Below are 12,806 nucleotides of genomic sequence, written 5' to 3' on the forward strand. Positions count from 1 at the left end.
CCCTGGCGGAAGGGGACAACGATGGCACGCGCGGTCGGGATCGATCTCGGGACCACGAACTCGGTGGTCGCCGTCCTGGAGGGCGGCGAACCCACTGTCGTGGCCAACGCGGAGGGGGCCAGGACCACACCGTCGGTCGTGGCCTTCGCCAAGAACGGCGAGGTGCTCGTGGGGGAGGTGGCCAAGCGGCAGGCGGTGACGAACGTCGACCGCACCGCGCGCTCCGTGAAGCGCCACATGGGCGACGCGAACTGGCGCTTCCCCGATCAGGGCGACATCGACGGCACCCGCTACCGGGCGCAGGAGCTGTCCGCCCGGGTGCTTCAGAAGCTGAAGCGGGACGCCGAGTCCTATCTCGGCGAGGACGTCACCGACGCGGTGATCACCGTCCCCGCCTACTTCGACGACGTCCAGCGGCAGGCCACCAAGGAGGCCGGCGAGATCGCGGGCCTGAAGGTCCTGAGGATCATCAACGAACCCACGGCCGCCGCCCTCGCCTACGGTCTGGACCGGGGCGAGGAACAGACGGTCCTCGTCTTCGACCTCGGCGGCGGCACCTTCGACGTCTCCCTGCTGGAGATCGGCGACGGCGTCATCGAGGTCAAGGCCACCAACGGCGACACACACCTGGGCGGTGACGACTGGGACCAGCGGATCGTCGAATACCTGGTGAAGAAGTTCAAGGGGCAGTACGGCATCGACCTCGGCAACGACAAGATGGCGCTGCAACGGCTGCGCGAGGGTGCCGAGAAGGCCAAGATCGAGCTGTCCAGCTCCTCCGAGACCACGATCAACCTGCCCTACATCACCGCCTCCGCCGACGGCCCCCTGCACCTCGACGAGAAGCTGACCCGCGCCCAGTTCCAGGAGCTCACCGAAGACCTCCTCGACCGCTGCAAGACCCCCTTCCACCAGGCGGTCAAGGACGCCGGCATCAAGCTCTCCGCGGTCGACCACGTGATCCTCGTCGGCGGCTCCACGCGGATGCCCGCCGTCACCGAACTCGTGAAGGAACTCACCGGCAAGGACCCGCACAAGGGCGTCAACCCCGACGAGGTCGTGGCCGTCGGCGCGGCCCTCCAGGCCGGCGTCATCCGCGGCGACGTCAAGGACGTCCTGCTGCTCGACGTCACCCCGCTGTCCCTCGGCATCGAGACCAAGGGCGGCATCATGACCAAGCTCATCGAACGCAACACGACCATCCCGACCCGGCGTTCGGAGATCTTCACCACCGCCACCGACAACCAGCCCTCGGTCGGCATCCAGGTCTACCAGGGCGAACGCGAGATCGCCGCGTACAACAAGAAGCTCGGGGTCTTCGACCTGACCGGCCTGCCCCCGGCCCCGCGCGGAGTCCCGCAGATCGAGGTCGCCTTCGACATCGACGCCAACGGGATCATGCACGTCTCCGCGAAGGACATGGCGACCGGCCGGGAGCAGAAGATGACGGTGACCGGCGGCTCGGCGCTGCCGAAGGACGACATCGACCGCATGATGCGGGAGGCCGAGCAGTACGCCGAGGAGGACCGCAACCGCCGCGAGGCCGCCGAGACCCGGAACCAGGCCGAACAGCTCGTCTACCAGACCGAGAAGTTCATCCGCGACAACGAGGACCGGGTCCCGGCGGACACCAAGGCCGAGGTCGAGTCGGCGATCACCGACCTCAAGCAGCAGTTGGAGCAGAACGCCGAGACCGGTGTGCTGCGCACCGGCATCGAGAAACTCGCCACGGTGAGCCAGAAGATGGGACAGGCGATGTACGCCCAGTCCCAGCAGGCACCGTCGGACGCCGACGCGGGCACGAGCACCGGCTCGGGCTCGGAACAGGCGTCACCGCAGGACGACGACGGCGTAGTGGACGCGGAGATCGTCGACGACGAGAAGGACGAGCGGGACCAGAAGGGCGGGGCGGCCTAGGAGCCCGCCTTCTCCCAGCCGCGCCGCTCCGGCCGCGGCCCCAGCTGCTCGGGGTCGCGGCTGCGGTACACCACATACGGCCGGAACAGGTACTGCACCGGCGCGCTGAACATGTGCACCAGCCGGGTGTAGGGCACCAGCGCGATCAGCGCCATGCCGACCACCGCGTGGATCTGGTACAGCACCGGCACGCCCGCCATCCGGTCCAGGTCGGGCTGGAGGGTGAACAGGCTGCGGGCCCAGGGGGCGATGGACCGGCGGTAGTCGTAGCCGTCGCCGGAGACATGGGTGAGCTTGGCGACCATGCCCAGCACGATCGCGCCGAGCAGGACGACGTACATGACCTTGTCGTTGGCCGTCGTCGCCCGGAACACCGGGGCGTTGGTGCGCCGCCGGTAGACCAGCAGCCCGATCCCGGCGACCGTCACCACGCCGGCCGCCGTACCGCCGTACAGGGAGAACAGGTGGTACGCGTGCTCGTCGACGCCGAGCGAGTCCGTCCAGGACGCCGGGACGAACAGGCCGACCAGATGGCCGACCAGCACGAACAGGATGCCGTAGTGGAAGGCGGGCGAGGCGATGTTCAGCAGCCTCGACTCGTAGACCTGGGAGGAGCGGGTGGTCCAGCCGAAGCGGTCGTAGCGGTGCCGCCAGACCAGGCCGGCTACCAGCAGGGCGAAGGTGACGTAGGGCAGGACGCCCCAGAGCAGTGTGGTCATGGGCGCGCTTCCGGGTGGGCGGTCGGCAGGGTGGCGCACACGGCGTCCAGGACGGACGCGTACGGTGTGCCGAAGTCGGTGAGCCGGGAGCGCAGCTGCTCCAGGCAGTCCCGGTGGTCCAGCAGGAGATCGGTGTCACCGGTGCGGGCCGCGAACTCCAGGACCGCGGGCAGGTAGTCGGGCAGCTCCTCGCCGGAGAACTCCAGGCCGTGGGTGCGGTAGACGTCCTTGAAACGGAGCATCGACATGCCGCGCCGCCGGGTGTCCCCGTCCCGCCACCAGGTCAGATAGAGGCTGTGGCGTTCGGTGAGGTCGAAGACCTCCACGTAGTGCGCGGCCAGCTCCTCCGGCGAGGTGACCGCGGCGTGGTCGGTGAACTCCCTCAGCTGCGGGGCGGCTTCGCGCAGCAGCGGAAGCCGGGCGCGGAAGTCGTCGTCAGGGTAGGTCAGGCAGAGCGCGGCCGCCTGGTAGAGCACCTCGAAGGACGGCATCAGGTCTCCTCGACGTCGGCTGTCCGGTCCGCGGTCTGTCTGTCGCGCAGCAGGTGGAAGTTCTCCACCGGCACCAGCGGCAACAGCTTGCGCCCCGAGTCCTGGCCGACGGGCCCGTCCGCGCCCATCCCGGGCCCGCCGTCGTAGTCGAGGCTGCACCCCTGCGGCAGCGCCGACTCCTCCAGCCGGCGCGCGTCACCGGCGGCCGCGGTCGGAATGACGTACCGGTCCTCGTACTTGGCGATGGCCAGCAGCCGGTACATCTCCTCGATCTCCTCGGCCCGCATCCCGACGGCCTCCGGAACCGAGGGGTCCGGCTCGTCGCCGAGGTTGATCGCCCGCATGTGGGAGCGCATCGCGGCGAGCTTCTCCAGCGAGGCCCGGACCGGCCCGATGGCTCCGGCGGTGAACATCTCCGCCAGGTACTCCAGCGGGATGCGCAGGCTGTCGATCGCGCCGAACAGGTTCCCCGCGTCCTCGCCGTCGTGCCCGGTCTCCGCCAGCACGTCCACCACGGGGGACAGCGGCGGGATGTACCAGACCATCGGCATCGTCCGGTACTCCGGGTGCAGCGGAAGGGCGACCCGGTACTTGCTGATCAGCGCGTGCACCGGCGACCGGCGGGCCGCCTCCAGCCAGTCGTACGGGATCCCCGCCGCCTCGCACGCCCGCCGCACCTCGCGGTCCTCGGGGTCGAGGAAGATGTCCAACTGCGCCTCGTACAGGTCCCGTTCACGCGAGACGGAGGCCGCGGCCGTCACCCGGTCGGCGTCGTACAGCATCACGCCGAGATAGCGCAGCCGGCCCACGCAGGTCTCCGAGCAGACCGTCGGCAGACCGACCTCGACGCGCGGATAGCACATCGTGCACTTCTCGGCCTTGCCGGTGGCGTGGTTGAAGTACACCTTCTTGTACGGGCATCCCGTCACGCACATCCGCCAGCCCCGGCACCGGTCCTGGTCGACGAGGACGATGCCGTCCTCCGCCCGCTTGTACATCGCCCCCGACGGACAGGACGCCACGCAGGACGGGTTGAGACAGTGCTCGCAGATGCGCGGCAGATAGAACATGAAGCTCTGCTCGAACTCGAACCGCACCTTGTCCGAGGCCTGATCGCGCGTCCGCTCGACCATCGGGTCGAGATCGCCGTAGGCGGGGGCGCCCGCGAGGTTGTCGTCCCAGTTCGACGACCACTCGATCTTCATCGGCTTGCCGTCGAGCTGCGAGACCGGCCGGGCCACCGGGTAGTCGTCGCCCAGCGGAGCGTCGGTGAGGTTCTTGTAGTCGTACGTCCAGGGCTCGTAGTAGTCCTTGATCTCGGGCAGTTCGGGGTTGGAGAAGATCCCGGCGAGTTTGCGCAGCCGGCCGCCCGCCTTCAGCTTCAGCGCGCCCCGCCGGTTCAGCTCCCAGCCGCCGCGCCAGCGTTCCTGGTCCTCGTAGCGGCGTGGATAACCCTGCCCGGGGCGGGTCTCGACGTTGTTGAACCAGACGTACTCCATGCCACGGCGGTTGGTCCACGCCTGCTTGCAGGTGACCGAGCAGGTGTGACAGCCGATGCACTTGTCGAGGTTCATCACCATGGCGATCTGGGCCATCGGACGCATCAGTACTCGACCTCCTGGCTGCGGCGGCGGATCACCGTCACCTCGTCACGCTGGTTGCCCGTCGGGCCCAGGTAGTTGAACGCCCAGGACAGCTGGGCGTAGCCGCCGACGAGATGGGACGGCTTGAGGATCAGCCGGGTCAGCGAGTTGTGGATGCCGCCGCGCATGCCGGTGGCCTCGGTCTTCGGGACGGCGATCGTGCGTTCCTGCGCGTGGTGCATGTAGACCGTGCCGGGCGGCATCCGGTGCGAGACGACGGCCCGCGCGACGACCACGCCGTTGCGGTTGGCCGCCTCCACCCAGTCGTTGTCCACCACGCCGATCGCCTCCGCGTCCTGCGGGGACATCCAGATGTTCTGGCCGCCTCGGGAGAGGGCCAGCATGAACAGGTTGTCCTGGTACTCGGAGTGGATGGACCACTTGTTGTGCGGGGTGAGGTAGCGGACCGTCACCTCCCGCTGTCCGTCCGGGCCGAGACGTGGCTCGCCGAACAGCTTGTTCATGTCCAGCGGCGGCCGGTAGACGGGAAGCGCCTCGCCCAGTTCGTGGATCCAGTCGTGGTCGAGGAAGAAGTGCTGCCGTCCGGTCAGGGTGTGCCACGGCTTGAGGTGCTCGGTGTTGAGGGTGAAGGCGGTGTAGCGCCGCCCGCCGGACTCGCTGCCCGACCATTCGGGCGAGGTGATCACCGGCACGGGCGCGGCCTGTGTGTCCGCGTACGTGACCCGCTTGCCCTCGTGCTCGGCGGCAAGGTGCGCCATCTCCTGCCCGGTACGGGCCTCCAGGGTGCGGAAGCCCTGGGTGGCCAGGCGGCCATTGGTCGTGCCGGAGAGGGCGAGGATGGTGTTCGCCGCCTTCACGGCCGTGTCGAGGGACGGGCGGCCGTCGGCCGTCACACCGTTCAGGTGCCCGAGGTCCTCGACCTCCACGTCCGGCCTGAGCGTGATGCCCTTCGCGGGCAGCCCGAGCTGTTCCACCAGCGGTCCCAGCGAGACGAACTTGGCGCCGATCGCGGTGTAGTCCCGCTCCACCACCGTCAGGTTCGGCATGGTCCTGCCGGGCACCGGATCGCACTGCCCGCGCCGCCAGTCCAGGGCGACCCCGCCGGGCTGGGCGATCTCACCCGGGGTGTCGTGCTGGAGCGGGGTCGCCACCAGGTCCCTGCGCACGCCGAGATGGCCGACGGCCAGCTCGCTCAGCCGCTCGGCCAGCGCCTTGAACGTGTCGAAGTCGGTGCGCGCCTGCCACGGCGGATCCACGGCCGGAGTGAAGGAGTGCACGTAGGGGTGCATGTCGGTGCTGGACAGGTCGTGCTTCTCGTACCAGGTCGCGGCGGGCAGGACGACGTCCGACAGCAGCGTGGACGAGGTCTGCCGGAAGTCCAGCGACAGCAGCAGGTCCAGCTTTCCCTCGGGTGCCTCGTCGTGCCAGGTCACCTCACGCGGCCGTACGTCCTCGGGAGCCTCCTCGGCCCGCAGCGAGGAGTGCGTGCCCAGCAGGTGCCGGGTGAAGTACTCCGCGCCCTTCGCCGACGAGCCCAGCAGGTTGGCCCGCCACAGCGTGAGGATGCGCGGCCAGTTCTCCGGCGCGTCCGGGTCCTCGCAGGCGAACTTCAGCGTGCCCGCGCGCAGTTCGGCCACCACCCGGGACACCGCGTCGCCGAAGACCTCGCCGAGTTCCAGCGGATTGCGGTCGAACGTCGGATACGACGGCATCCACCCCACGCGCGCCGACAGCGCCAGACAGTCCGCGCTCGTCATCCCCCGGAACCGTCCGGCGCCGAGCGGCGAGGCGAGCACATCGGCGGTGAAGCGGTCGTAGCGCCACTGGTCGGTGTTGAGGAACCAGTACGCCGTGCCGATCATCTGGCGCGGCGGACGCGACCAGTCCGACGCGGCCGCGAGCGTCGCCCAGCCAGTCACCGGACGGCACTTCTCCTGGCCCACGTAGTGCGCCCAGCCGCCGCCGTTGCGGCCCTGGCAGCCGGTGAGCTGGAGCAGGGCGAGAAAGGCCCGGTAGATCGTCTCGGAGTGGAACCACTGGTTGGTGCCTGCGCCCATCAGGATCATGCAGCGGCCCTTGGACCGCTCCGCCGTCCGCGCGAACTCCCGGGCGATCCGTACGCACTTGGCGGCCGGTACCGAGGTCTGCGCCTCCTGCCAGGCAGGCGTGCAGGGGGAGCCGGCGTCGTCGTAGGACGCGGGCCAGCGGCCCGGCAGCCCCCGCCGTCCCACGCCGTACTGCGCGAGCAGCAGATCGAAGACCGTCGTCACCAGGGGGCCGTGCGCGCCGCCGAGCTTCGTCGCCGGTACGCCACGCCGTACGACACCCCCACGGCCCTGCCCGTGTGCCCCGCCCTCGGTGTCGAAGCGCGGCAGCAACACCTCGACACCGGCGGCGACCTCACTGCCGTGCAGGCTCAACTTCGGCTTTGTGTCGCCCAGTTCGAGATTCCAGCGCCCCTTGCCCGACTCGGTCCAGCGGAAGCCCAGCGAGCCGTTCGGGGCGACGGCCCGGCCCGAGACCTCGTCCAGCACGACCGTCTTCCACTGGGCCGCCTCACCCTCCTGCCCCAGGTCCGAGGCGCGCAGGAACTTCCCCGGGACATGGCTGCCGTCCCGCTCCTCCAGCGTGACCAGGAAGGGCAGGTCGGTGAACTGCCGTACGTAGTCCGCGAAGAACGGTGTCTCGCGGTCGACGAAGAACTCCTTGAGGACGACATGCCCCATCGCCAGAGCCAGCGCGCCGTCCGTGCCGGGGTGCGGATGCAGCCACTCGTCGGCGAACTTGGCGTTGTCCGCGTAGTCGGGGGCGACCACCACGACCTTCTGGCCCCGGTAGCGGGCCTCCGCCATCCAGTGCGCGTCGGGCGTGCGGGTCACCGGGACGTTCGAGCCCCACATCATCAGATACGCCGCGTCCCACCAGTCACCCGACTCCGGTACGTCGGTCTGGTCGCCGAAGACCTGCGGGGAGGCGACGGGCAGATCGGCGTACCAGTCGTAGAACGACAGCATCGGGGCGCCGATCAGTGAGTGGAACCGGGCGCCCGCCGCGTGCGACACCATCGACATCGCCGGGATCGGGGAGAAGCCGGCGATCCGGTCGGGGCCGTGCGTCCTGATGGTGTGGACGTGCGCCGCCGCGACCATCTCGATGGCCTCGTCCCAACTCGCCCGCACCATGCCGCCCTTGCCGCGCGCCTGCTGGTAGCGCCGGCGGCGCTCGGGGTCGCCCTGCACGTCCGCCCAGGCCAGGACGGGGTCCTTCAGACGCTCCTTCGCCTCCCGGTACATGCTCAGCAGCACACCGCGGACGTAGGGGTGGCGGACCCGGGTGGGGGAGTAGGTGTACCAGGAGAAGGCGGCGCCCCGCGGGCAGCCGCGGGGCTCGTACTCGGGGCGGTCGGGGCCGACGCTCGGATAGTCGGTGGCCTGCGTCTCCCAGGTGATGATGCCGTCCTTGACGTACACCTTCCAGCGGCAGGAGCCCGTGCAGTTCACGCCGTGCGTCGAGGTCACGACCTTGTCGTGGCTCCAGCGGTCCCGGTAGAACGCGTCCGCCTCGCGACCGCCGGTCAGCGCGACGCTGTGCAGATCGGGCGCGGGCGTGCCGGGCCGGAAGAACCTGCCGGCCCTCAGCAGCGCCGCGCCCGGCTCGGCGGGCGAGGTGGGCGGTATCCGGGTGTCGGTCACAGGCGCTCCCTTGCTTGCCCTGATCACGAACCTAGGGCGGGGCGGGGGAGCGCACCTGTTCACGGCGCCCGTACGGGTAAGGGAACCGGCACCCGTACGGGTCAGGGCACGGGTCAGGGCTTGCGGGCGACCCCCGCGTACACGGGCACGATGCCCTCGGCCTGGGCCGCCACGTCCACCGGCTCCGGACGCCAGCCGTAGACCGGGATGACGCCGGGGCCGAGCAGCTCCAGCCCGTCGAAGAAGCGGGAGAACTCCGGCAGCGAGCGGGGGAAGAAGGGGGTGCCGCTGCGCCGGAAGTGGTTCGCCGCGTTCTCGACGGCCTCCGGGCTGAGGTCCGGGGTGACCTGGGACAGGATCAGATGACTGCCCGGGGCGAGCGCAGCGACGTATCTGCGCAGCAGGCCGTACACGTCGTCCCCGTCGGGGTCGTCACCCAGGTAGTGGGTGAGCGCGACCAGCGACAGCGCGACCGGCTCGGTGAAGTCCAGGGACTCCCCGGCCCGGCCCAGCAGCGCCTCGACGTCCCGGACGTCGGCGTGCACATAGTCGGTGCTGCCCTCGGCCGAGCCTTGCAGCAGGGCCTCCGCGTGCCGCAGCACGATCGGGTCGTTGTCCGCGTACACCACCTTGGCGTCGGGGGCGACGCCCTGTGCCACCTGGTGCAGATTGGGCTCGGTGGGAATGCCCGTGCCGATGTCCAGGAACTGGCGGGTACCGGTCTCGGCGACCGTACGCACGGCGCGCTGCATGAACCGGCGGTTGGCGCGCGCCCCGCGCAGCACCGTGCCGTCCACGGCGAGGATCTTCCGGGCCAGTTCCTCGTCCACCGGGTAGTTGTCCTTGCCGCCCAGCCACCAGTCGTAGACGCGGGCCGGATGGGGCCGGCTGGTGTCGACGCGGGCGGGCGCGGACTCGGATCCGGTCATGGGGTGTGGTCTCCTCGGGGGCTCGATCGCTCTCGTGGTGCTCTGCCGGTGCGGTGCCTCAACAGGTCTCGCGGTACTCCCGCAGGATCTTCTTCGTGCGTTCCGCCGACGCCGCGGCCGTCGACATGTGGTCCAGGACCTCCAGATGCGCGGCGACCTCCCTGCGGGAGTCGAGATACAGGGCGCCGCTGAGGTATTCGGTGTAGACCATGTCGGGCAGCTCCGGCTCGGCGAACCGGAACAGCGTGAAGGGCGCGTACGTCCCCGGGTGCGGGCCGGAGGCGAACTCGGCGATCTGGACCGTGACCCGGTCGCGCTCGGCGAACTCCAGCAGCTTGTCCACCTGGTCGCGCATCACCTCGCCGCCGCCGCTCACCGGGCGCAGCAGCACCGTCTCGTCCATGATCACCCACAGATGGGGCGGATCCGGGCGCTCCAGCAGGCGCTGGCGCTCCATGCGCAGCGACACATGCCGTTCGACGGTCTCCGGCCCGGTCTGCCCGATCGTGCCGGTCCGCATCACGGCACTGGCGTACTCCTCGGTCTGGAGCAGGCCGGGCACGAAGTGCGGCTCGTAGCAGCGCATGATCCGGGCGGCGCCCTCCAGGCTCACATACAGGCTGAACCAGTCCGGCAGCACATCGTGGAAGCGCTGCCACCAGCCCGGCTGGTTGGCCTCCTCGGCCAGCGAGACGAACGCGGCAGCCTCCTCCTCCGGGACGCCGTACGTCTCCAGGAGCACCTGGACGTACGGGATCTTCAGAGCGACCTCGGCCGTCTCCATCCGGCGTATCGTCGCCGCGGTGACGCGCAGGACCCGCGCGGCCTCCTCACGGTCCAGGCCGGCCGTCTCCCGCAGCTCTTGCAGGCGTTTGCCCAGCACCACCTGGCCGACGGTGGGGGCGGGTCGCCGCTCACTCACGCCACGCCTCCCCTACGCGCCGAAAGTACGGCGAGCAGTCTGCCACGTTCGAGGGCGCCGTGGGGGAGGCGGGCCCTCCGGTTCCGTGGGGGTGGCCGGTCTTGTACGTCGACTGCGGATGGCCCGTGTCCGTCTGCCCAGTTCCCTACGCCTGCACGGGAGTTGATGGTGACTCGGTCCCCGGTGCCCTCCCCATTACCTCGCGGGTAATCGACCCCTTGCCCCCTCCGCGGGATCGTGGAGGCACCGGGTTCCGGGGCGGCGCACTCCGTTCCGGGACTCGGGTCCCACCACCGCCAATCGACCTCGACGGAGGGTGATTCACCATGTCCGCCACCACGCTCGCCGGGCTCGCCCGGGCCTCCGACCCGCAGACCGTGCTGCGCCGCTTCCTGGCCCTCGACGCGGTGGTGACGGGGGCGAACGGGCTCGCCTATCTCGTCGCGTCCGGGCCGCTGGGCCGTCTCCTCGGAGTCGACTCCACCCTGCTGCTAGCCCTCGGCGGGATCCTCGCGGCGTACGCGGCGGCCGTCGGGCTGCTCGCCTCCCGTGCCCGGCCCGGCGCCTTCCCCGTACGCGCCGTGATCGAGATCAACCTCGCCTGGGCCGCGTTGAGCCTGATCGCCCTCGCGGTGTGGCTGTCGCCGTCGGCCGCGGGTGCCGTGTGGACGGTTCTCCAGGCGCTCGTGGTCGCCGGGTTCGCGGTCCTTCAGCATCTCGCACTGAGGGCGCGTCAGGGGACCAGTGACTGAAGGTACTTGACCGTCGCCGGGTCGGCCGGGAGCAGCGTCTCGATGGCCAGCTCGGCCACGGTCACGTCCATGGGGGTGTTGAAGGTGGAGATGGACGAGATGAAGGACAGGACGCGGCCCTCGTGCTCGATCTGCAACGGCAGCGCGAAGTACGGCACGGGCTCGGCCGGTTCCGCGCCCGGCTCCTCCTCGGGCACCGGGTACGCCGCCACCTCCTCGTAGAGCTCGCGCAGCGGCTCCGAGCGGTGCAGGGCGATCTGCCGCTCCATCTGTGCCAGGAGATGGCCGCGCCACTCACGAAGATTGCGGATGCGCGGTGCGAGGCCCTCCGGGTGCAGGGTCAGGCGCATCGCGTTGAGCGGGGGTTCGAGGAGGTGCGCCGGCATGCCGTCGAGCAGCATCAGGATGCCGCGGTTGGCCGCCTGCACGTTGTACATCGCGTCCACCACGATCGCCGGGTACGGCTCGTAGCCCTGGATCAGCTGCTCCATGCCCGCGCGCAGCGCGTCCAGGGCCGGGTCGTCCAGCGGGGTCTCCGGGTAGTGCGGGGCGTAGCCGGCGGCCAGCAGCAGCGCGTTGCGCTCGCGGACCGGTACCTCCAGGTGCTCGGCCAGCCGCAGCAGCATCTCCTCGCTCGGCCGGGAACGGCCCGTCTCGATGAAGCTGATGTGCCGCGCCGAGGAGTCGGCCCGCAACGCCAACTCCAGCTGACTGACCCGACGTTGCTCACGCCAGGCCCGCAGCAAGGGGCCGACGCCCTGACCGGAGGGCGCGGCGGCGGGGGCGGCGCCGGACGGGACAGTGGTCATGGGTACGACCGTAGTCGAGGAACGGGTGGAATGCCGGAGTCGTGGATGCTGTCCTTGGCTGACGAGGGGGTGTATGGCGGCGAGGGTGCAGCGCTGGCTGCTCGGCGGGGCTCTCGGGGACGCCGTTCGCGACGGCGACCTGATCACCGGACGGTGGCTGTACGCCCGCCGCACTCACGGTAGAGGCGTCTGCGTCTCCGAGGTCGCCCAGCTGTACGTACCCGACCCGTGGCCGGCGCTCGGCCGCAAGCCCGGTCAGGCCCCCCGAGGGCTGCGGCGGCGTGCTGCGCTCCGCCTCGTTCGGCCTGGTGAACCCGGCCGAGCCCGCCTCCGGCATGGCCGCCCGAGCGGCCCGGCGCACCCACCGCCACCGGCTGGTACGCGGCCCGCGTCCTCGCCTCGATCGTGGCGCACCTCGTCGCGGGCGTCTCCCTGGAGGGTGCGGCCCTGCGCAGTCACCGGCGGCCGACCCGCCACCCGGTCACGTGCGGGCCTCGGCCGCCCCAACCGAGGCCCGGGACCTGGCCAGGCAGGTCGCCCCCACCCCCCCCACGAGCCCGGAGGTGTCCCGCCCCCGCCACCGGGCACCCTTCTGACCAGGGCCGCCGCGTCCCGGCTGTGGCAGGCTGAAGGCGTAGCCGACCGTTCGGGAAGGAGCGATGCCATGCCCCTGGAAGCCCTGTCGCAGAAGGAGATCGAGGACCGGCTCGCGGAGCTGCCGGGGTGGTCGCTCGACGGCGACCGGATCGCCCGCTCCTACCGGCTCCCCTCACACTTCGCGGCCACGGCGATGGTCGTGCACATCGCGCAGGTCCAGGAGGAGCTCGACCACCACTCCGACCTCACCCTGGGCTACAACACGGTGTCGCTCACCGTGAACACGCACACGGTGGGCGGTGTGACCGAGCGGGACTTCGCCCTCGCCCACCGGATCGAGGAGCTCGCGCCCGGCCACGGGGCCCAGTGACGGG

General features: G+C 70.6%; 10 protein-coding genes. 3 read left to right on the top strand and 7 right to left on the bottom strand.

Annotation, left to right across the window (positions count from 1 at the left end):
- Nucleotides 1-21: 21 nt before the first annotated feature.
- Nucleotides 22-1,917: a molecular chaperone DnaK gene (gene dnaK / locus ACIQWG_RS30500; RefSeq protein WP_404101497.1), complete on the top strand. Its 1,896-nt coding sequence runs from the start codon at nt 22-24 to the stop codon at nt 1,915-1,917.
- Here the strand turns inward: dnaK and narI are convergent.
- The 6 genes from narI to ACIQWG_RS30530 all read right to left on the bottom strand — a co-directional run bounded on the left by narI (nt 1,914) and on the right by ACIQWG_RS30530 (nt 10,274).
- Nucleotides 1,914-2,636, bottom strand: coding sequence for a respiratory nitrate reductase subunit gamma (gene narI, locus ACIQWG_RS30505; protein WP_404101499.1), 723 nt, complete (start codon nt 2,634-2,636; stop codon nt 1,914-1,916). The genes dnaK and narI overlap by 4 nt on opposite strands.
- Complete coding sequence (gene narJ, locus ACIQWG_RS30510) at nt 2,633-3,127, bottom strand: nitrate reductase molybdenum cofactor assembly chaperone (RefSeq protein ID WP_404101501.1); 495 nt, start codon at nt 3,125-3,127, stop codon at nt 2,633-2,635. Before narJ ends, narI begins: the two co-directional genes overlap by 4 nt.
- Nucleotides 3,127-4,731 (bottom strand): nitrate reductase subunit beta, encoded by a 1,605-nt coding sequence (gene narH / locus ACIQWG_RS30515; RefSeq protein WP_404101503.1) that lies wholly within the window; start codon nt 4,729-4,731, stop codon nt 3,127-3,129. The genes narJ and narH overlap by 1 nt, the downstream gene beginning before the upstream one ends.
- The gene (locus tag ACIQWG_RS30520) at nt 4,731-8,423 is read right to left on the bottom strand and encodes a nitrate reductase subunit alpha (RefSeq protein WP_404101505.1); all 3,693 of its coding nucleotides are present in this window, start codon (nt 8,421-8,423) and stop codon (nt 4,731-4,733) included. Before ACIQWG_RS30520 ends, narH begins: the two co-directional genes overlap by 1 nt.
- A gap of 113 nt (nt 8,424-8,536) precedes the next feature.
- Nucleotides 8,537-9,352 (bottom strand): SAM-dependent methyltransferase, encoded by an 816-nt coding sequence (locus ACIQWG_RS30525; RefSeq protein WP_404101507.1) that lies wholly within the window; start codon nt 9,350-9,352, stop codon nt 8,537-8,539.
- A gap of 58 nt (nt 9,353-9,410) precedes the next feature.
- Nucleotides 9,411-10,274: a helix-turn-helix domain-containing protein gene (locus tag ACIQWG_RS30530; RefSeq protein WP_404101509.1), complete on the bottom strand. Its 864-nt coding sequence runs from the start codon at nt 10,272-10,274 to the stop codon at nt 9,411-9,413.
- A 326-nt stretch (nt 10,275-10,600) separates the two neighbouring features.
- On the opposite strand from ACIQWG_RS30530, the gene ACIQWG_RS30535 reads away from it, so the two are divergent.
- Complete coding sequence (locus ACIQWG_RS30535) at nt 10,601-11,026, top strand: hypothetical protein (RefSeq protein ID WP_404101511.1); 426 nt, start codon at nt 10,601-10,603, stop codon at nt 11,024-11,026.
- On the opposite strand, the gene ACIQWG_RS30540 is transcribed toward ACIQWG_RS30535, so the two are convergent.
- Nucleotides 11,008-11,835 carry a helix-turn-helix domain-containing protein gene (locus ACIQWG_RS30540; RefSeq protein ID WP_404101513.1) on the bottom strand — a complete coding sequence of 276 codons (828 nt, stop codon included), beginning with the start codon at nt 11,833-11,835 and terminating at the stop codon, nt 11,008-11,010. The genes ACIQWG_RS30535 and ACIQWG_RS30540 overlap by 19 nt on opposite strands.
- Before the next feature lie 664 nt (nt 11,836-12,499).
- Here ACIQWG_RS30540 and ACIQWG_RS30545 point away from each other — a divergent pair.
- Nucleotides 12,500-12,802, top strand: a complete 303-nt coding sequence (locus ACIQWG_RS30545; protein WP_404101515.1) for a 4a-hydroxytetrahydrobiopterin dehydratase — start codon at nt 12,500-12,502, stop codon at nt 12,800-12,802.
- Nucleotides 12,803-12,806: the final 4 nt, after the last annotated feature.

This window comes from Streptomyces sp. NPDC098781 (genome assembly GCF_044759995.1).
Taxonomy (GTDB): domain Bacteria; phylum Actinomycetota; class Actinomycetes; order Streptomycetales; family Streptomycetaceae; genus Streptomyces.

What these genes read in the sequence shown, in the direction of transcription:
- ACIQWG_RS30545 (WP_404101515.1), top strand. Translation starts at nt 12,500, where the DNA reads ATGCCCCTGGAAGCCCTGTCGCAGAAGGAGATCGAGGACCGGCTCGCG.
- ACIQWG_RS30540 (WP_404101513.1), bottom strand. Translation starts at nt 11,835, where the DNA reads ATGACCACTGTCCCGTCCGGCGCCGCCCCCGCCGCCGCGCCCTCCGGT.
- narI (WP_404101499.1), bottom strand. Translation starts at nt 2,636, where the DNA reads ATGACCACACTGCTCTGGGGCGTCCTGCCCTACGTCACCTTCGCCCTG.
- ACIQWG_RS30525 (WP_404101507.1), bottom strand. Translation starts at nt 9,352, where the DNA reads ATGACCGGATCCGAGTCCGCGCCCGCCCGCGTCGACACCAGCCGGCCC.
- dnaK (WP_404101497.1), top strand. Translation starts at nt 22, where the DNA reads ATGGCACGCGCGGTCGGGATCGATCTCGGGACCACGAACTCGGTGGTC.
- narH (WP_404101503.1), bottom strand. Translation starts at nt 4,731, where the DNA reads ATGCGTCCGATGGCCCAGATCGCCATGGTGATGAACCTCGACAAGTGC.
- ACIQWG_RS30535 (WP_404101511.1), top strand. Translation starts at nt 10,601, where the DNA reads ATGTCCGCCACCACGCTCGCCGGGCTCGCCCGGGCCTCCGACCCGCAG.
- narJ (WP_404101501.1), bottom strand. Translation starts at nt 3,127, where the DNA reads ATGCCGTCCTTCGAGGTGCTCTACCAGGCGGCCGCGCTCTGCCTGACC.